Source organism: Phenylobacterium sp. (assembly GCF_037968635.1).
Taxonomy (GTDB): Bacteria; Pseudomonadota; Alphaproteobacteria; order Caulobacterales; family Caulobacteraceae; genus Phenylobacterium.
Map to the genome: position 1 here is coordinate 1 of NZ_JBBKVV010000174.1, position 17,265 is coordinate 17,265.

13 protein-coding genes and 1 other RNA gene are annotated in these 17,265 nt (G+C 67.9%); 8 read left to right on the forward strand and 6 right to left on the reverse strand.

Annotated features, from left to right (window positions below; genetic code table 11):
• Positions 1 to 36 precede the first annotated feature (36 nt).
• Positions 37 to 5,157, reverse strand: coding sequence for an alpha-2-macroglobulin (locus AAC997_RS18640; RefSeq protein WP_340647205.1), 5,121 nt, complete (start codon positions 5,155 to 5,157; stop codon positions 37 to 39).
• Between the two features lie 112 nt (positions 5,158 to 5,269).
• Entirely contained in the window at positions 5,270 to 6,736 is a 1,467-nt protein-coding gene (locus AAC997_RS18645; protein ID WP_340647206.1) for an NAD-dependent succinate-semialdehyde dehydrogenase, read from the reverse strand.
• Positions 6,737 to 6,917: 181 nt separating this feature from the next.
• Here AAC997_RS18645 and AAC997_RS18650 point away from each other — a divergent pair, with 181 nt between their 5' ends.
• From AAC997_RS18650 to AAC997_RS18675, 6 genes are all read left to right on the forward strand, one after another.
• Positions 6,918 to 7,097 (forward strand): hypothetical protein, encoded by a 180-nt coding sequence (locus AAC997_RS18650; protein ID WP_340647207.1) that lies wholly within the window; start codon positions 6,918 to 6,920, stop codon positions 7,095 to 7,097.
• Positions 7,098 to 7,179: 82 nt separating this feature from the next.
• Positions 7,180 to 8,979 carry a M2 family metallopeptidase gene (locus tag AAC997_RS18655; RefSeq protein WP_340647208.1) on the forward strand — a complete coding sequence of 600 codons (1,800 nt, stop codon included), beginning with the start codon at positions 7,180 to 7,182 and terminating at the stop codon, positions 8,977 to 8,979.
• A gap of 124 nt (positions 8,980 to 9,103) precedes the next feature.
• Positions 9,104 to 10,750 (forward strand): TadE/TadG family type IV pilus assembly protein, encoded by a 1,647-nt coding sequence (locus tag AAC997_RS18660; protein ID WP_340647209.1) that lies wholly within the window; start codon positions 9,104 to 9,106, stop codon positions 10,748 to 10,750.
• A gap of 49 nt (positions 10,751 to 10,799) precedes the next feature.
• A non-coding RNA gene (gene ssrS / locus AAC997_RS18665) (6S RNA) lies at positions 10,800 to 10,961 on the forward strand.
• A 27-nt stretch (positions 10,962 to 10,988) separates the two neighbouring features.
• Positions 10,989 to 11,561, forward strand: a complete 573-nt coding sequence (locus tag AAC997_RS18670) for a 5-formyltetrahydrofolate cyclo-ligase (RefSeq protein ID WP_340647210.1) — start codon at positions 10,989 to 10,991, stop codon at positions 11,559 to 11,561.
• Between the two features lie 9 nt (positions 11,562 to 11,570).
• Positions 11,571 to 12,410 carry a TIGR00282 family metallophosphoesterase gene (locus AAC997_RS18675; protein ID WP_340647211.1) on the forward strand — a complete coding sequence of 280 codons (840 nt, stop codon included), beginning with the start codon at positions 11,571 to 11,573 and terminating at the stop codon, positions 12,408 to 12,410.
• A 3-nt stretch (positions 12,411 to 12,413) separates the two neighbouring features.
• On the opposite strand, the gene AAC997_RS18680 is transcribed toward AAC997_RS18675, so the two are convergent.
• Complete coding sequence (locus tag AAC997_RS18680; RefSeq protein WP_340647212.1) at positions 12,414 to 14,147, reverse strand: ATP-binding protein; 1,734 nt, start codon at positions 14,145 to 14,147, stop codon at positions 12,414 to 12,416.
• A 143-nt stretch (positions 14,148 to 14,290) separates the two neighbouring features.
• Positions 14,291 to 14,527 carry a 4-oxalocrotonate tautomerase family protein gene (locus AAC997_RS18685; protein WP_340647213.1) on the reverse strand — a complete coding sequence of 79 codons (237 nt, stop codon included), beginning with the start codon at positions 14,525 to 14,527 and terminating at the stop codon, positions 14,291 to 14,293.
• 58 nt (positions 14,528 to 14,585) lie between these two features.
• Between AAC997_RS18685 and AAC997_RS18690 the strand changes: the two genes are divergently transcribed.
• Entirely contained in the window at positions 14,586 to 14,939 is a 354-nt protein-coding gene (locus tag AAC997_RS18690) for a phage holin family protein (protein WP_340647214.1), read from the forward strand.
• Complete coding sequence (locus AAC997_RS18695) at positions 14,939 to 15,154, forward strand: hypothetical protein (RefSeq protein ID WP_340647215.1); 216 nt, start codon at positions 14,939 to 14,941, stop codon at positions 15,152 to 15,154. Before AAC997_RS18690 ends, AAC997_RS18695 begins: the two co-directional genes overlap by 1 nt.
• A gap of 66 nt (positions 15,155 to 15,220) precedes the next feature.
• On the opposite strand, the gene groL is transcribed toward AAC997_RS18695, so the two are convergent.
• Together groL and groES are read right to left on the reverse strand one after the other, a co-directional pair.
• Positions 15,221 to 16,864, reverse strand: a complete 1,644-nt coding sequence (gene groL, locus AAC997_RS18700) for a chaperonin GroEL (RefSeq protein WP_340647216.1) — start codon at positions 16,862 to 16,864, stop codon at positions 15,221 to 15,223.
• Positions 16,865 to 16,917: 53 nt separating this feature from the next.
• Positions 16,918 to 17,205: a co-chaperone GroES gene (groES, locus tag AAC997_RS18705; protein WP_304775889.1), complete on the reverse strand. Its 288-nt coding sequence runs from the start codon at positions 17,203 to 17,205 to the stop codon at positions 16,918 to 16,920.
• Positions 17,206 to 17,265 lie beyond the last annotated feature (60 nt).

Consider the following 17,265-nt stretch of genomic DNA (forward strand, 5'->3'; position numbering starts at 1 on the left):
CCCTTCCCCCATCGAGGGGGAAGGGGGACTCTCAATCTACGGCCCCGGTGCGATGGTCGTCCGGTCGGCGGCCGTGCGGGCGTTGAGGGCGGGACGATACATGTCCTTGGCCTGGGCGCCGGGAAGCAGGAAGTCACCCGCCGTCACCGCGCGGGCGACATAGGCGAAGCTGAAGCTCGCCCGGCCCGGCAGGTCGGTGGCCGCGACATAGCGGTCGTCGCGGCTCTCCTGGACGTCGGCGCCGGTCAGCGTGCCGAGGAACCGGAACGGGCCGTTCTGCGCATCGTCAGGACCCAGCACGGTCTCGATCTCGAAACCGGCCGGCAGCGGATCGTCGATCACCAGGGCCATGGACCGCGCCTGGCTGGAGCGCCCGGACACCACCACGATCACCCGATCGCCCTGGCGCAGAGACCCCGGATCGACCGCGCCGCCGGTGAAGCCCACCAGCCGCTTGGACAGGCTAAGGCCGCTTTCGCTGGCCGGGGGCGCCGCGATGGGCGTGCCCGTCACCGTCACCGTCCGCCACAGCGCATTGCCGCCGTTGACGAAGCTCGCCGCTGACAGCTTGCCCACCGCCCAGCGCGGCGCGCCGCCCGCCGGATTGAGCGGGATGGCGCCGGTGGCGGTGACCTTGATCGGTCCGGCCGCCTTCAACATGAAGTGGGCGGCCTGCAGCAGGCGGGCCTGCTCCTGGGTGTTGAGGCTGTCGGGGTCCTTCACGGCGTTCTCCAGCCGGCCTTGCAGGCCACGCGCCATGCCGCTTTCTCCGGACTCGTAGGCCAGGGCGATGACCCCGGCCAGGTCCCGCAGCGGGCTCTGATACCAGTCGCTGTCCTCGCGATAACCGAGGCCGGCGATGGCCTGGCGCAGGGCCGAGCGGGCCCGGGCGTGGTCGCCCATCAGGGCCAGGCCCGCGCCCACCTGGGCCTTGGCCAGGGGAGACTTCTCGCTCTTCATCTGCACATCGTGCCACCAGCGCAGGCGGCCCAGATCGCCGCGGCCGCCCTTGGCCAGGACGTAGAGGGCATAGGCCGAGGCGCGGCTGCGCAGGGTCTCGGTGGCCTTCTTGGAGGCCTCTGGGGACCCCGCCCACCACTCGGGATACTCCGTGCGGTAGGAGATGGAGACCCAGCCGGTGGGCTGGGACACCTGACGCATGGCCGAGAGCGCCCGGTCGACCGCCTGTTGCGGCACCGGCACGCCCGCCTTCTGGGCCTCGATCAGGAAGTCGGTGGCGTAGGCGCCCAACCAGGCGTCGGCCTCGCCGTCACCCACCCGCCAGAGGCCGAAAGCCCCGTCGAGAGTCTGGCGGTCCAGCAGGCGGCCGACGGCCCCGGCCAGCGCCGCCGACGACCGTTTCACCTTGGGATCGGCGCTGACCTCCTGGGCGTAGAGCAGGGGATAGGCCGCCGAGATGGTCTGCTCGGTGCAGCCATAGGGGTAGCGCGACAGGGCCACGGCGATCGGTCCGGGATCGAAGCCCCGGAACGGCGAGTAACTGACCTGCATCGTCGCATCGCCCGCCGCCAGACCTGCCAGCAGATTGGCCGTCGGGGTGTAGCTGGTCCCCGGCCTTTGCAGTTCGATGGTGGTCCGGGTGATCGGGCTCCAGCCCAGGCGGGTCTGGATCGGGTAGTCCCGGGCCGTCGTGAAGCCCGGCCCCGTGACCGTGAACCCGACCTTGCCGATACCGGCGCGCGTGGGGGCGTCGAAGGGTATGCGCTCGGCGACCCGCTGGTTCAGGGCCAGCTGATATGCCTTCTTGAAGGGCGCCAGGATGCCGCCCGACGAGGTGAGCTGAGCGACATACTCGCCGACCTTGCCCTCCAGATTATGCAGTTCCAGCGTGGCGAAGGCCTTGTCGCCGGGCGCCAGGAAGCGCGGCAGAGACAGTTCGGTCACCACCGGCTCGCGCACGGTGAGCGGCTTGGAGGCCGACCCCACGGCGGTGTCGGTCCAGGCCACGGCCATCAGCCGCAGTTCGCCGTTGAAGTCCGGAGCCGGGAACTTGATCACCGCCTTGCCGTCGAGGCCGGTCTCCACCACGCCTGACCACAGAGCCACGGTCTTGATCGGGGTGACGGTCAGGCCCTCGCCGCCGATCTCGTCGCCGCCGAAATTGACATTGGCCGGCGCGCCCAGATTCGGGTCGAGCATGCGGCCATAGTCGTCGCGGTAGTCGAGCGTCAGGGCCTTCTTGCCGAAGTACCACTTCACCGGATCGGGGCTGTCGAACTTGGTCAGCCGCAGGATGCCTTCGTCCACGGCCGCCAGGGTCACGTGCGCCCGGCCGCCGAACCCGGCGCCCTTGATGGAGATCGGCACGCTCAGCATGGTCTTTGAATCGACCTTGACCGGGGTGTTGAGCTCCACCGTCAGCTTGCGGTCCTTGGGATCGAGAGGGACGTAGACCAGACCGAGCGCGCGGCGCGGCTTGGGCGCGGCCACCGGATCGCGGGGCTGGATCACGCTCACCAGCACATAGGCCCCGCCGCCCCAGGCGCCGTTGGTCTTCAGGCGCACGGTGGCGCCGTCCTTGCCGACGGTGACGGTCTTGAAGTCGATCAACCGGTCGGTGGCCACGGCGATCTGCGCCTCCCCGGCATAGGGGGGTTTCAGGGTGATCTCGACGGTGTCGCCCTGGGCATAGGCCTTGGCCCCGGCGCTGACGCGCACGAAGTCGGGGGCTTCAACATCCTTGGCCGGAGCGCCCCAGCCCGAGGCGAAGCGGATGACGCTTTTCGCGCCGCCTGGCCCGGTGAGTTCGAGACGGTAGTCGCCCCAACCCAGACGCCGGGAAATGCGGGCCGGATCCCCGGCGCCGACATTCAGTGCGCCCTTCTGCACCACCACGTCGCGGCTGGTCCGGCGCCATTGCCAGCGGCCGTCCTGCTGGAACCAGTCATAGTCCCAGTTCTCGGCGATCAGGCTGTAGGCCACGCCGCTGGCCGACGTGCGCTTGCCAGTGGCGTCGGCGGCGATGACGCTCATCGAGATGGTGGGATCGCCATTGCCGCCGGTTTCACCCTGGTCGACCTTGACCCCCAGATAGAGGGGTTTGGTGCGGACCTTGAGGTTCAGGCCCTCGCGCACCGGACGGCCGCCCGGCTCGAAGACGCTGGCGGTCATGACCACGGCCAGCGGCTGGGGGGTGTCGCCGGCCTCGGCGGCCGACAGCTTCAGGGTCGCGCGGCCCTCGCCGTCGGTGACGGTCTGGCCAAGGTCGAGATACTTCTCCTCGAACGGGCTGACCTGGTCGCCCCAGGCATAGCCCTCGAACTGCGGGAAGGGATTGGTGTCGACCTTCAGCCGCGCCTCGCCCTGCACCTGCAGGCCCGCGCCGGCCGCGCCGTAGAGGAAGCGGGCGTTGACGTCGATGTTGCGGACCTCGGCGGTCTTCAGCGGCGCCGATTCCTGACCGACGGTGGTCACCGCCAGCCGTTGCGGCGCGAAATCCTCCACCGAGAAGCTCAGGCTTCCGGCCGGCTTTTCCAGACCGTCGATCTCGATCCTGGCGGTCCAGCGGCCGCGCGGCGCGCTCTTGGGCAACACCACGTCGGCGCCGACGGAGCCTTGCGGGGCGCGGTCGAAGGCGTAGCGCTTGAATTCCACGCCGGACGGACGGCGCACGACGATGGCGCCTTTGCGGTCCTTCACCGCCTTGACCTCGCGGTCGCGGAGCAGGGCGTTCAGATGGACGGTCTCGCCGGGGCGATAGATGCCGCGGTCGCCATAGACATAGGCGTCGACGGCGGTGGAGGTGGCGCGGCCGGCGGTGCCGCCGTCCGGGCTCTCGGACGTTCGGCCGCCGATGCCCTGTTTCGACAGGTCGACGGGGGCGCGGTCGAGGTCGAGCACGGCGAGGTCGCCGGCCTGGCCATAGGCCATCACCATCTTGGCGTCGGCGGGGCCTTCGCCCTCCAGCAGGGCGTGATCGAAGTGCACGCGACCCGAGGCGTCGGCGCTGGCCACCGCCAGGTCCTCGCCGTTGCGCGCCACCAGCGTCACCTTGACGCCCGGCAGCACCTTGGCGGTCTTCAGCGAGCGGACCACGACGTCGAGGGATTCCGAGCCGTCATAGGCCGAGAGCGCCATGTCGGTGAACATCACCCAGCGCCGGGCCTGGGCCGGCGGATTGGGGTCGAGGCTCTCGCCGTCATCGCCCTTGATGGCTCGGCCGCCGGAGGCGTCACGCGCCTTGATGACATAGCCGCCCGGCTTCATGTCCTTGAGCACGGCGCCCAGGGGGAAGACGGTGGTGGTGCGGTCCCCGGCGCTCTGGACGTTGACCGCCACCTCGCCCTTCCAGACCACCCGGCCCTCGTCGTCGGGGCTGTCGGAGCCGTAGTCGTCGGAATACTGGCCTTCGGGGGTGGGATCGGGCGCGCTGATCGATTTGCGGACCAGGTTGCGGTCCACCACGCGCCAGACCTCCACATAGAGGCGGGAAACGTTGACGGTCTCGATGCCGATGCCGTCGGCGTCCTCGCGGGGCAGGATCACGCCCTCACCGGCGAAGCCGACATAGGGGGGCTTCTCACCGAACGTGAAGTCGACGTCGGCGTTGGCGGCCAGGAGCTCGCCGCCGCGGGCGGGCAGGCCCTTCAGGAGCGTGATGCGGCGGTCGGTGAAGCCGACTCCGGCGACGCAGAGTTCGGAGCCTTTCACCGAGACGGCGGGGCTGCCGCCGAGATCGGGCGCCACCAGCACGTAGTCGGCATAGGACTTGGCGGGATCGAGGGGCCGCGTCAGTTCCACGCAGGCGAGCGGCTCGGGCTTGGAGGTGTCGATGCGTGAACGCCAGACGGCGAAGCCCTCGGGCTTGGGGATGCCGCGTCGCGGGGCGCCGGCGTCGCGGGGCTTGCCGAACAGCGACCAGCCCTGCGCGCCCGGCTCAAGCTTGGCGGTGGGGCCAGGCTTGCCGGCGCCGAACAGGGAGAAGCCCTCCAGGCCCTTGGCGGCGATGAAGCCGCCGCCGAAGGCGGCCACCAGCAGACCGGCGGCCAGCAAGCCCGGCACACGGCTGGTCCGAGCGCGATCGGTCCAGCCCTTCAGACGGTCGCGGAAGGCCGAGCTCGGGCGTTCCGGCGCCGGATCGGGCCGGGGCATGGGCTCAGGCGCGCCCTCGGTCGGCGTCTCGTCGCTCGGAGCCATCGCCCCCTCCCCGGATGACTAGAGTGTTGTCGGCAGAGGGGAGGGCAAAGGCGGGCCAGCGTCAATTGGCGTAACCTGTTGCGGGGGCTTTAGGCGCTGATTTTTCCAGGCCCTAGCGCAGGGCGAGGGTCAGGGACTTCACCTGCAGGTAGTCGTCGATGCCGTAGGCCGATCCCTCGCGCCCATAGCCCGACTGCTTGACCCCGCCGAAGGGGTTGGCGGCGTTGGAGATCAGGCCCGAATTGACCCCGATCAGACCAGCCTCCAGGCTCCGTCCCACCCGCATGGCGCGGTTCAGGTCGTCGGTGAACAGGAAGGCCGCCAGGCCGAATTCCGAGGCGTTGGCCCGGGCCAGGGCCTCGTCCTCGGTCTTGAACCGGAACACCGGGGTGACCGGGCCAAAGGTCTCCTCGTGGCGGAACAGGTGGTCATCGCCCCCCGACAGCACGGTGGGCTGGAAGAACCTGCCCTCCAGCCGCCGTCCACCGGTCAGCACCTCGCCGCCGGCGGCCACGGTGCGGGCGATATGGTCCTCCACCTTGGCCACGCCCTTTGCGTCGATCAGCGGGCCGATGACCACGCCGTCCTCGAAAGGCTTGCCGACCGTCAGGGCCGCGACCCGGGCGGTCAGTTTCTCCAGGAAGGCCTCGGCCAGGCCCTCTTGCACATAGATTCGGTTGGGGCAGACACAGGTCTGGCCCGCCGCGCGAAACTTGCCTTGGATCGTGCCCTCGACGGCCACATCGAGGTCGGCGTCATCGAACACCAGCAGCGGGGCCGCCCCGCCCAACTCCATGGAGAGCCGTTTCAGGGTCGGCGCGCACTGGGCGGCCAGCTTGCGGCCCACCTGTGTGGAGCCGGTGAAGGAGAGCTTGCGGATCAGGCTCGACCCGGTCAGCCGCTCGCCCACCACGTCCTGCGCCCCGGTGACCACCGAGAAGGCGCCCTCCGGCACGCCGGCCTCCAGAGCCAGGGCGGCGAGCGCGAGGCCGGTGAAGGGGGTGGCCGAGGCGGGTTTCAGCACCACGGTGCAGCCGGCGCAGAAGGCGGCGGCCACCTTCCGTGTGATCATGGCGGCGGGAAAGTTCCAGGGCGTGATCGCCGCCACCGGGCCCACCGGCTCACGGAAGGCCAGGATCAGGTCGCCGCCGTTGGCGCTCTCGATGGCCTTGCCGTCCAGATGTCCCGCCAGGTCGGCGTACCAGGTGATGAAGCTGTTGGCGTAGCGCACCTCACCAAGCGCTTCCTGATAGGGCTTGCCGTTCTCCAGGCTGATCAGGGCGGCCAGGCCCTGCTCATTGGCGGTGACCAGTTCGGCCCAGCGGGCGAGGATCGCGCCACGCGCCGTGCCCTTGCGTTTGGACCAGTCGGGAAACGCCGCAGCGGCGGCCTCGATGGCCGTATCGACCTGGGTCGCCGTCAGCTTGGGAACGCGTCCGAGTAAGGTTTCCTCGGCAGGGTCTTCCACCTCGATCACATCGCCGTCGGCGGCGATCCAGCGGCCGGCGGTCAGGGCCGACTCATGGATCAAGGCGCGACCCTTGGCCTTGAGGTCTTCCGTTGAAGCCTGGTGGGTCATGCGATGTCTCCCTGCGGACGAAGTTTCGCCCAACGCACGAGGCGGCGGAAGGTCTATCGCCGCTCACGAAAAATCTACCTCCCGCCCCGCGCTGCATGACGCGCGCAACCGCTTGACAGCAAGGGGCGTTGGAGTCGTCATTGAGCAGTATTGCTGCAACGCACACAACGCGAGGCCGGCCATGACAGACCTACCGTTCGCCTATTCGCTGGCCCATGCCGAGCGCGGTTGGTCCTGGTCTGTCTATGATGAGGACGGCGAAACCGTCGCCACCGGCCTCGACCTCAGCCAGTCCGACGCCCAGGCCGCCGTGGAAGCCACCATCCGTCGCGTCTCCTGGAGATCTGCGCCCAGCGCTTGACGGTTGATCCCGCCGGACGTTCCATCGCGGTCATGGCGGCGCAAGCGCGCCGCGACCCTCTCCGCGCAAGGACATCCACCCCATGCGATCTCAACTTCTGGCGGCCACCGCGGTCGCCCTGCTGGCCTTTGGGCCGGCCGCCGCACAGGATGCAAAACCCACCCCCGCCGAGGCGAAGGCCTTTGTCGACAAGGCCGAGGCCGATCTGGCCGCCTTTAGCGAGTTCGCCGCCCGGACCGCCTGGGTGCGGGCCACCTACATCACCGAGGACACTCTGTGGCTGGACGCCAAGGCCAGCGCCGAACAGAACATCCTGGCCACCGGCTACGCCAAGCAGGCCGCCAGGTATGATGGGGTGGCTGTGGATCCCCTCACGGCCCGCAAGCTGAAGCTGCTGAAGCTGTTTCTGACCTCCCCGGCCCCGGACCGCCCGGGGGCCGCCAAGGAACTGGCCGACCTGCAATCGGGCCTGACCGCCACCTACTCCACCGGCAAGTTCCAGCACCAGGGCAAGACGCTCACCCTGAACGACGCCGAGGACATCCTGGCCAAGAGCCGCGATCCCGCCGAACTGAAGGCGGTCTGGGAGGGCTGGCATACCATCGCCCCGCCCATGATGGCCGACTACGCCAGGGCCGCGGTCCTCACCAACGAAGGCGCCAAGGGCCTTGGGTTGTCCGATACCGGCGCGCTGTGGCGCTCGAACTACGACATGGACCCAGACGCCTTCGCCGCCGAGACCGACCGACTGTGGACCCAGGTGGAGCCCTTCTACCGGAACCTCCACTGTTATGTGCGGGCTCGCCTGAACGACAGGTACGGCGACGCGGTCCAGCCACGGACCGGACCGATCCGCGCCGACCTCACCGGCAACATGTGGGCCCAGTCCTGGGGCAACATCTATGATGTGGTGGCGCCCAAGGCCGCCGCCTCAAGCTACGATCTCGACAAGCTGCTGGTCGCCCAAGGCTACACGCCCGTGAAGATGACCCAGACGGGCGAGGCCTTCTATTCATCCCTCGGCTTCGCGCCCCTGCCCAAGACCTTCTGGGAACGCTCGATGCTGGAGCGGCCCCGGGACCGGGAGGTGACCTGCCACGCCTCAGCCTGGGACGTGAACGACCGCGACGACATCCGCATCAAGGCCTGTTTCAAGGTCAACGCCGACGACTTCTACACCGTCCACCACGAGCTGGGTCACAACTACTACCAGCGCGCCTATTCGGCCCAGCCCTACCTGTTCAAGGGCTCGGCCAATGACGGTTTCCACGAGGCGGTGGGAGACCTGGCCGGCATGTCGGCCCTGACGCCCACCTACCTCACCCAGATCGGCTTGCTGGATAAGGCGCCCGGCGTGGAGGAGGACATCCCGTTCCTCCTGAAGATGGCGCTCGACAAGATCGCCTTCCTGCCCTTCGGCCTGATGATCGACAAATGGCGCTGGCAGGTGTTCTCAGGCCAGGTGGATCCGGCCCACTACAACGAGGCCTGGTGGAAGCTGCGCGGCCAGTACCAGGGGCTGACCCCGCCCGGCCCGCGTCCGGACGACGCCTTCGACCCGGCCGCCAAATACCACATCGCCGCCAGCGTGCCCTACGTGCGCTACTTCCTCGCCTTCAACTACGAGTTCCAGTTCCAGCGGGCGGCCTGCAAACAGATGGGCTGGAAGGGGCCGTTGCACCGCTGCTCGCTCTATGGGCGCAAGGATGTGGGCGAGAGGCTGAACGCCATGCTGGAACGGGGCAATTCCCAGCCCTGGCAGGAAACCCTGAAGGTCTATTCCGGCGAGACCCGCACCGACGGCAGCGCCATCACCGCCTATTTCAAGCCGCTCAATGCCTGGCTGATCGCGCAGAACAAGGGCGAGCGCTGCGGCTGGTAGACCCCCCTCAAGACTGGGCGCCGTGGGGGTCAACTCTTACGGCGCCGTTTACCCTAAGCGTCGCCTCTTTCGTTTACGCTGATCTGCGAGACTACCCCGATATTCCTGCGATCGGGGGCGTGGCGTGCGCGCGAAACTGGACCAAGATAACACCCGACGGATGGGCTGGCGCGTGCGCCTGCTGCGCCGCCTTGTGGCCGGCGCCCGGGACGAGAACGGCGCGGCGGCGATCTTCTTCGCCGTGTCGCTGATCCTGCTGGCGCCGCTGATGCTGGGCATGTTCGACATCTATCTGGCCTCGACCCAACGCAACAATCTGCAGGACTCACTCGACGCCGCGACCCTGTTCGCCGCCCGCTCGACCGCCAAGACAAGCGCCGCCGTGGACACGGTCGGCGACGCCGCGCTGCTGGCCAATCTGACCCTGCCGACGGGCGCCACCCTGGTGGCCTCGACCTTCACCCTGGTGGGCGACAAGGTGGTGGGCTACGCCGAGGTCGCGCCGCCGGCCCTGGCGCCGAGCCTGTTCGTGCATGGCAATGTGAAGGCCAATTCCGAGGTGGTCCGTTCGCTGGACAAGCTGGAGATCGCGCTGGTCCTCGACAACACCGGCTCGATGCAGGGGACCAAGCTCGCCACCCTGAAGGCCGCGGCCGCGGCCATGGTCGACAAGCTGGTGGAGGCCTCCAGCCGCTCGACCCAGACAGATCCGCTGAAGATCGCCCTGGTGCCCTTCTCCACCACCGTGCGGGTGCAGAACACCACGGCGCTGACCAGCTACAACACCACGACGCGTACCGGCCCGGGGATTGCTTCCTGGATCGACCCCTTGGGTTCGTCGCACTACGGCACGAACGCCAACAACGACATCTTCGAGACCGCGGTCGGCAACACCACCACCAAGACTGACCGCTTCGCCATGATGAAGGCCATTGGCCAGTCCTGGAGCGGGTGCATCGAGGCGCGGGCCCAGCCGTATGACATCAAGGAAGACGCCGCCAACGCGTCGATCCCTGCCTCGATGTTCATCCCCTATTTCTGGCCCGATGAGCCCGACAGCAACCACTACAACAACTACATGGACGACGGCGGCTCGGGCCTGACCACGATGCAGAAGCAGCGGCGGACGGCCAAGTACGCCGGCGGCAGCATGAAGCGGAACGGGGCGTTCAGCCTCGATAGCTCTGCGTACGGCGCCTACACTCTGGGCCCGAACGCCGGCTGCACCCTGCAGCCCGTCATCCCGCTCACCACCAGCAGCGCGACGATCAAGACCGGCATCACCAACATGACAGCGGTGGGCGAGACCAACATTCCGCTGGGCATGGTCTGGGGTTGGCACGCTCTGGCGCCGGCCGGCCCGATGACCGGCGGTTCGCCGTACGGCACGCAGCATGTCCGCAAGATCATCATCCTGATGACCGACGGCGACAACACCATGAACAACCCCTCCAAGAGCGGGGAGGTGAATGCATCGTTCTATGGCGGTCTCGGCTACATCTGGCAGAACATGCTGGGGACCACCTCCACCAACGCCACCACGCGCTCCAGCGCCATCGACTCCCGGCTGGCGCTGCTCTGCACGGCGGTGAAGGACCGCGACATCGTCGTCTATACGGTGCGGGTGGAGGTCAACAGCGGCTCGTCGTCGCTGCTGCAGAACTGCGCCTCCACGCCGGACAAGTTCTATGACGTGCAGGACGTGGACGACCTGCAGGCCGCCTTCGACGCCATCGCCGGCTCCATCGACAACCTGCGTCTGAGCAAATAGCGGTGGTGCTTGAGAAGTAGACCCCGGAGGCCTATCTTGGTTTCCGGCGGGTCTGCTGCGGATCTCGTCGAAGGCAACAAATCCCAGAGACCTTAATTCTCTCTACGGGAGCTGTCCCTGTCCGGGCTCGTGGGCCCGGGCATATGGCGCCCACCTGGTATACCAGGTCCGAGGGGGTTTTAACCGTCCTTCACGGCTCTCGCGGCGCCGCCACCCTTTCCCTCCTTAGGGCGAGACCTTGTCCCCGACCTCCAAAGCCGATCAGCGGGCGCGGCTGCGCGTTCTGCGCAAGGCCCTGGCCCTCGCGGCCCCCGACGCCGCCGAGCGGGCCGCGGCCCTCCTGCCCCTGGACCGGCTGCCGGCCTTCACCGCCTTCGCCGGTTACCATGCCCTCGGCTCGGAGCTGGACCCTGGCCCCCTGATCCGCAGGTTGGCGGCGACCGGCGCCAGCCTGGCCCTGCCGGTGGCGCTCGCCCGGGACGCGCCCCTGGTCTTCCGCGCCTGGGACCCTCGTGATCGCCTGGTCCCCGACGCCGTGGGCGTGCCCGCGCCGCCGCCCTCCGCGGCTGGCCTGCATCCCGACCTGGTGATTGCGCCGCTGCTGGGCTTTGATCGCAGAGGCGGCCGTCTGGGGCAGGGCGGCGGCCACTATGACCGGACTCTGGAGACCCTGCGGGCCGCGCGCTCGGTCTTCGTCCTGGGCCTGGCCTATGCCGGGCAGGAGGTCGAAGCCATGACCCTCGACGCCCACGATCAGAGGCTGGACGCCATCCTCACCGAAACCGGCTATACAGACCTCCGGACGAGCTAAGGACTTTCCATGCGTTTTGCTTTCTTTGGGGATGTGGTGGGCCGCGCCGGGCGCGACGGGATCTCCGACCACCTGCCCGCCCTGCGTCGCAGGCTGGCCCTGGATTTCGTGATCATCAACGCCGAGAACGCGGCGTCGGGGTTCGGGATCACCGAGAACACCGCCCGCGAACTGTTCGACGCCGGGGCCGACTGCCTGACCTTGGGCAACCACTCCTTCGATCAGAAGGAGGCGCTCACCTACATCGTGCGCGAACCGCGCCTGATCCGCCCCGTGAACTATCCGCTGTTCGCCGACACGCCCGGCCGCGGCTCGCAGATGTTCGAGACCGCCAAGGGTCAGCGCATCCTGGTGATCAATGTCCTGGGCCGCGTCCACATGGACAGCCTGGATGATCCCTTCGCCTCGGTGGACAAGGAACTGGAGGCCTGCCCCCTGGGGATGGCCGTGGACGCCATTGTCGTGGACATGCATGCCGAGGCCACCAGCGAGAAGATGGCCATGGGCCACTTCTGCGACGGCCGGGCCAGCCTGGTTGTGGGCACCCATACCCACGTTCCCACCGCCGACTGCCAGATCCTCACCGGCGGCACCGCCTACCAGACCGACGCCGGCGCCTGCGCTGACTATGACAGCGTCATCGGCAACCAGAAGGAAGAGCCCCTGCGGCGCTTCACCACCCGCATCTCCGGCGGCCGCTACAAGCCCGCAGAGGGCCCGGCCACGGTCTGCGGGGTCTATGTGGAGACCGACGACGCCACGGGGCTTGCCCGCCGGGTCGAGCCAATCCGCATCGGTGGGCGGCTGTCGGAAGCCGTGCCCGTGCTGGAGGCGGTGGCGGCCGAATAGGCCTTAGGCGGCGTCCGTCTTCGCCACCTCGCCGCGCGCTTCGCAGGCGTCGAGGATGGCGGCGATCAGGGCCATGGGCTGGATCGGCTTGGGCTGTACGTCGTCGAAGCCGTGGGCTAGCAGCTTCTGGTCTTCGCCGGGCATGGCGTCGGCGGTGAGCGCGATCACCGGCTGGCGAGCGTCACCGGTCTCGCCGGCGCGGATGCGGCGCAGGGCCTCGACGCCATCCATCCGCGGCATGTGAATGTCCATCAGCACCAGGTCGAAGGTCTTTTCCCGCAACATATCCAGCGCCTCGGCGCCGTCATTGGCGGTCTCCAACTGGGCGCCCACGGCCTCCAGCACAGCGCGGACCACGGCCTGGTTGATCGGGTTGTCCTCGGCCACCAGCAGGGTGAGGTGCGAAAGACCCCCGCTCTCGGCCACAGGCTCCGCCAGGTCGACCGCGTCGGCGCGGGGCAGTTCCAGGGTGACGCGGAACACCGAGCCGCGTCCCGGCTCGCTCTCCACACTGATCTCGCCGCCCATCAGGTCGGTGAGCTGGCGACAGATGGCCAGGCCCAAACCCGTGCCGCCGAACTTGCGGGTCGTGGCCGCGTCGGCCTGGGCGAAGGACTGGAACAGTCTGGCCTGTTGTTCGGGGGTGATGCCGATGCCGGTGTCGGAAACGGCGATCTCAAAGGCGACTGTATCCTCGCCGTGGGCGATCACCGGCCGGACCGAAAGGCGGACCTCGCCCTCCTGCGTGAATTTCAGGGCGTTGGACACCAGGTTCAGCATGACCTGGCGGATTCGGCTGGGGTCGCCGGCCAGCCAGCGGGGGGCGCCGGGCGCCAGCTCATAGTTCAGCTCGACGCCCTTGGCGTTGGCGGTCTCCCGCCACAGGTCGATGACCCGGGCGCCCACCTCGCTGAGGTCGAAGGCGATTTCCTCCAGCTCCATCTTTCCCGCTTCGATCTTCGAGACGTCGAGGATGTCGTTGAGGATGGCCATCAGCCCGTCGCCGGAGCGGATCAGCATCTCCACCTGAGCGCCCTGGCGCTCATCCAGGCGGGTCTGTTTCAGGGCGTGCGCCATGCCGAGAACCCCGTTCATCGGCGTGCGCAGTTCGTGGCTCATCATGGCCAGGAAGGCCGACTTGGCCTGGTTGGCCTCCACGGCGTCGCGCTGGGCGCCTTCCAAGGCCTCGGCGTTGCGCATGTTCACCACGGCGCTGTTGAAGACGTAGAGCACCGCCAGGCCGACACTGATCCCGAGCGTCAGCAGCGGCGCGCCGCTGAAACCCCCATCCAGGACGAGCAGGCCGACCAGCAAGGTGGCCGGGATGCCGGCCAGGATGCCCAGCGCCAGCTTGGATCGGAAGGCGAAGCACTGGCCATGGATCATCTGGCTGGCGGAGATGGCGATGCAGGTCAGTTGCAGGGCCTGGGATCCTGTACGCCAATAGGCCCAGGCGGCGCTGGACCAGAACAGGCTGACGGCGACGGTCGCGCCGACATAGAGCCAGCGGTTGGTCATGGAATTGGGCCGGCCCGCGGCGGGCTCGCGCGTGACCCACCAGGTCCAGGCCTCGCCGGTGAAGACGGCGGCGAGCCAGATCATGGCGGCGACCGGGCCGAAATTCAGGCCAAACAGCAGGCCGCTGACAAAGGTCAGCGCCAGCCGGATCCACAAGGTCGCGCGCGATTCCGCGGCGACGATGTCGAGCTGATCGTTGAGCAGGTCGCGCGGCGTCATGGTTCCCGCCGCCCCCCTTCGGCGCGTGTGGACTACCCCGCGAGCAACCTAGGCCACCAAACGTGAACTCTTCGTTTTTGGCGCCGGCGACAAATCCAGGGCTCAGCGTTGCGGCGGTGGCCCCAGGGGCAGGGTGGCCAGGGTCAGTTGTCCGTCGCCGTCGGCGTCGAGGATGGCGAACCGCCCGTCGTCTTGTCCCGCGCCGCCAGGCTGGCGCCGCCCACGCCCCAGTGCTCCCGCGCCACCTCGTCGATCACCACGAAGGTGGTGGCGGGGTTCTTGTCCAGGACGCGGGCCAGCAGTTCGGTGGTCCCGGCGATCAGTTCCTCCTTCTGGGCCTGGGTGGCGCCGGGTGTGATACGGATATTGACGTAGGGCATGGAGCCTTCCTGGATGCTGTGGCTTAAGTCGCCTCGTCCTTAAGGCCGGAGTTCCCCGATGTCCCGTTTCCTCGCCCGCGTGCTGATCGCCGCGCTCGGTCTCTGGCTGGCGGCGGTGCTGCTGCCCGGCGTTTCCTACTCGGGCTGGCTCGACCTGCTGCTGGCCGCCCTGCTGCTGGGGGTGGTCAACGCCATCGTCCGGCCTATCGTGTTCCTGCTGACCCTGCCGCTGACGATCCTGACGCTGGGCCTGTTCCTGCTGGTGGTGAACGCCGCCATGATCGGGTTGGTGGCCCTGCTGCTGCCGGGCTTCATGGTCTCGGGCCTGATCGCCGGCATCCTGGCCTCGATCATTGTGGGCGTGGTGAGCTGGGTCGGGCAGGTCGTGCTTGGCGATGGAAGGGGCGACTGATGGCCACCTTCCTGATCCGTCACAGGGGCGAGCTCGGCGTGGAGTGGGCCTTCATCAAGGCCAAGTCGCCCGGTGCGCTCACCACCGCCTTCCGCGACATCGAGGTGATCGAGCCCTGGCCGGAATGGGCGACGCCCCAGATGGTCAAGGACGTCGGCGTCTACGAGATCAAGGGCGAACTCAGCCCGCTGCTGGAAAAGCTCAAGCTCAAATAGCGGCCACGAAAAAGGGCGGCGCCTCGCGGCCCCGCCCTCAATCTTAAGCGCTGTGGTTGGCTGGACTTAGAAGTCCATGCCGCCCATGCCGCCCATGCCGCCACCCATGTCGGGAGCGCCGCCGCCCTTCTTGGGGGCCTCGACGATCGCGGCTTCGGTGGTGATCAGCAGGCCGGCCACCGAGGCGGCGTCCTGCAGGGCGGTGCGGACCACCTTGGCCGGGTCGATGACGCCGGCCGCGACCATGTCCACATACTCTTCGGTCTGGGCGTTGAAGCCGAAGGTCGCCGAGGTGCTCTCCATGACCTTGCCGACCACGATCGAGCCTTCAACGCCGGCGTTTTCGGCGATCTGACGGATCGGGGCCTGCAGGGCGCGGCGCACGATGGCGACGCCGGCTTCCTGGTCGGCATTGTCACCCTTGAAGCCGTCCAGAGCCTTGGAGGCCTTCAGCAGGGCGACGCCGCCGCCGGGAACGATGCCTTCTTCCACGGCCGCGCGGGTCGCGTTGAGGGCGTCGTCGACGCGGTCCTTCTTTTCCTTCACTTCGACTTCCGTCGAGCCGCCGACGCGGATCACGGCGACGCCGCCGGCCAGCTTGGCCAGACGTTCCTGCAGCTTTTCCTTGTCGTAGTCGCTCGTGGTGTCTTCGATCTGGCGCTTGATCTGGCCGATGCGGCCTTCGATCGCGTCCTTGGCGCCGATGCCGTCGACGATGGTGGTGTCGTCCTTGGTGATGGTGACCTTCTTGGCCTTGCCCAGCATTTCCAGGCCGACGTTCTCAAGCTTGATGCCCAGGTCTTCGCTGATCAGTTCACCGCCGGTCAGGATGGCGATGTCTTCCAGCATGGCCTTGCGGCGATCGCCGAAGCCCGGCGCCTTGACGGCGGCGACGCGGAGACCGCCGCGCAGCTTGTTGACCACCAGGGTGGCCAGGGCTTCGCCCTCGACGTCCTCGGCGATGATCAGCAGGGGACGGCCCGACTGGACCACGGCTTCCAGGACCGGAAGCAGGGGCTGCAGGGAGGTCAGCTTCTTTTCGTAGAGCAGGATCAGAGGCTCTTCGAGTTCGACCTCCATCTTGTCGGCGTTGGTGATGAAGTAGGGCGACAGGTAGCCGCGGTCGAACTGCATGCCTTCGACGACGTCGAGTTCGGTCTCGGCGGTCTTGGCTTCTTCAACCGTGATGACGCCTTCGTTGCCGACCTTGGCCATCGCGTTGGCGATCTTCTCACCGACTTCGGTGTCGCCGTTGGCCGAGATGGTGCCGACCTGGGCGATCTCGGCGTTGGTGGTGACCTTCTTGGCCGAGGCCTTGATGTCGGCCAGCACCTTGGTGACGGCCTTGTCGACGCCGCGCTTCAGATCCATCGGGTTCATGCCGGCGGCGACGGCCTTCAGGCCCTCGACGACGATGGCTTGAGCCAGGACGGTGGCGGTGGTGGTGCCATCGCCGGCCTTGTCGTTGGTCTTGGAGGCGACCTCCCGGATCATTTGCGCGCCGAGGTTCTCGAAGCGGTCAGCCAGTTCGATTTCCTTGGCGACCGACACGCCGTCCTTGGTGGAGCGCGGGGCGCCGAAGGACTTCTCGATGACCACGTTGCGGCCCTTGGGACCCAGGGTCACCTTCACGGCGTTGGCGAGGACATTGACGCCGCGCAGCATGCGATCGCGCGCGTCGGAGGCGAAATAGACGTCTTTAGCGGCCATTTTTGTTCAGCTCTTTCAGAATGTTATGGAAGGGAGGAGAGCGGAGGAGGTGGTTATTCGACCACGCCCAGGACGTCGCTTTCCTTCATGATCAGGAGGTCCTGACCGTCGATCTTCACTTCGGTGCCCGACCACTTGCCGAACAGGATCTTGTCGCCCGGCTTCACGTCCAGGGGCTGGATCTTGCCGCTGTCATCGCGGGCGCCGGGGCCGACGGCGACGACTTCGCCTTCCTGCGGCTTTTCCTTGGCGGTGTCGGGAATGATGATCCCGCCCTTGGTCTTCTCTTCTTCTTCGACGCGCTTGATCAGCACGCGGTCTCCCAGGGGACGAAACGCCATGTCTTTTTCTCTCCGTTCGGAACGGTTGAATGGATTGCGTCGCACAGGGGGCCGACCGTT

Excerpts from the sequence above, each read along its gene's own strand:
- AAC997_RS18640 (WP_340647205.1), bottom strand. The coding sequence starts at position 5,157 with ATGGCTCCGAGCGACGAGACGCCGACCGAGGGCGCGCCTGAGCCCATG.
- AAC997_RS18645 (WP_340647206.1), bottom strand. The coding sequence starts at position 6,736 with ATGACCCACCAGGCTTCAACGGAAGACCTCAAGGCCAAGGGTCGCGCC.
- AAC997_RS18650 (WP_340647207.1), top strand. The coding sequence starts at position 6,918 with ATGACAGACCTACCGTTCGCCTATTCGCTGGCCCATGCCGAGCGCGGT.
- AAC997_RS18655 (WP_340647208.1), top strand. The coding sequence starts at position 7,180 with ATGCGATCTCAACTTCTGGCGGCCACCGCGGTCGCCCTGCTGGCCTTT.
- AAC997_RS18675 (WP_340647211.1), top strand. The coding sequence starts at position 11,571 with ATGCGTTTTGCTTTCTTTGGGGATGTGGTGGGCCGCGCCGGGCGCGAC.
- AAC997_RS18680 (WP_340647212.1), bottom strand. The coding sequence starts at position 14,147 with ATGACGCCGCGCGACCTGCTCAACGATCAGCTCGACATCGTCGCCGCG.
- AAC997_RS18685 (WP_340647213.1), bottom strand. The coding sequence starts at position 14,527 with ATGCCCTACGTCAATATCCGTATCACACCCGGCGCCACCCAGGCCCAG.
- AAC997_RS18690 (WP_340647214.1), top strand. The coding sequence starts at position 14,586 with ATGTCCCGTTTCCTCGCCCGCGTGCTGATCGCCGCGCTCGGTCTCTGG.
- AAC997_RS18695 (WP_340647215.1), top strand. The coding sequence starts at position 14,939 with ATGGCCACCTTCCTGATCCGTCACAGGGGCGAGCTCGGCGTGGAGTGG.
- groL (WP_340647216.1), bottom strand. The coding sequence starts at position 16,864 with ATGGCCGCTAAAGACGTCTATTTCGCCTCCGACGCGCGCGATCGCATG.
- groES (WP_304775889.1), bottom strand. The coding sequence starts at position 17,205 with ATGGCGTTTCGTCCCCTGGGAGACCGCGTGCTGATCAAGCGCGTCGAA.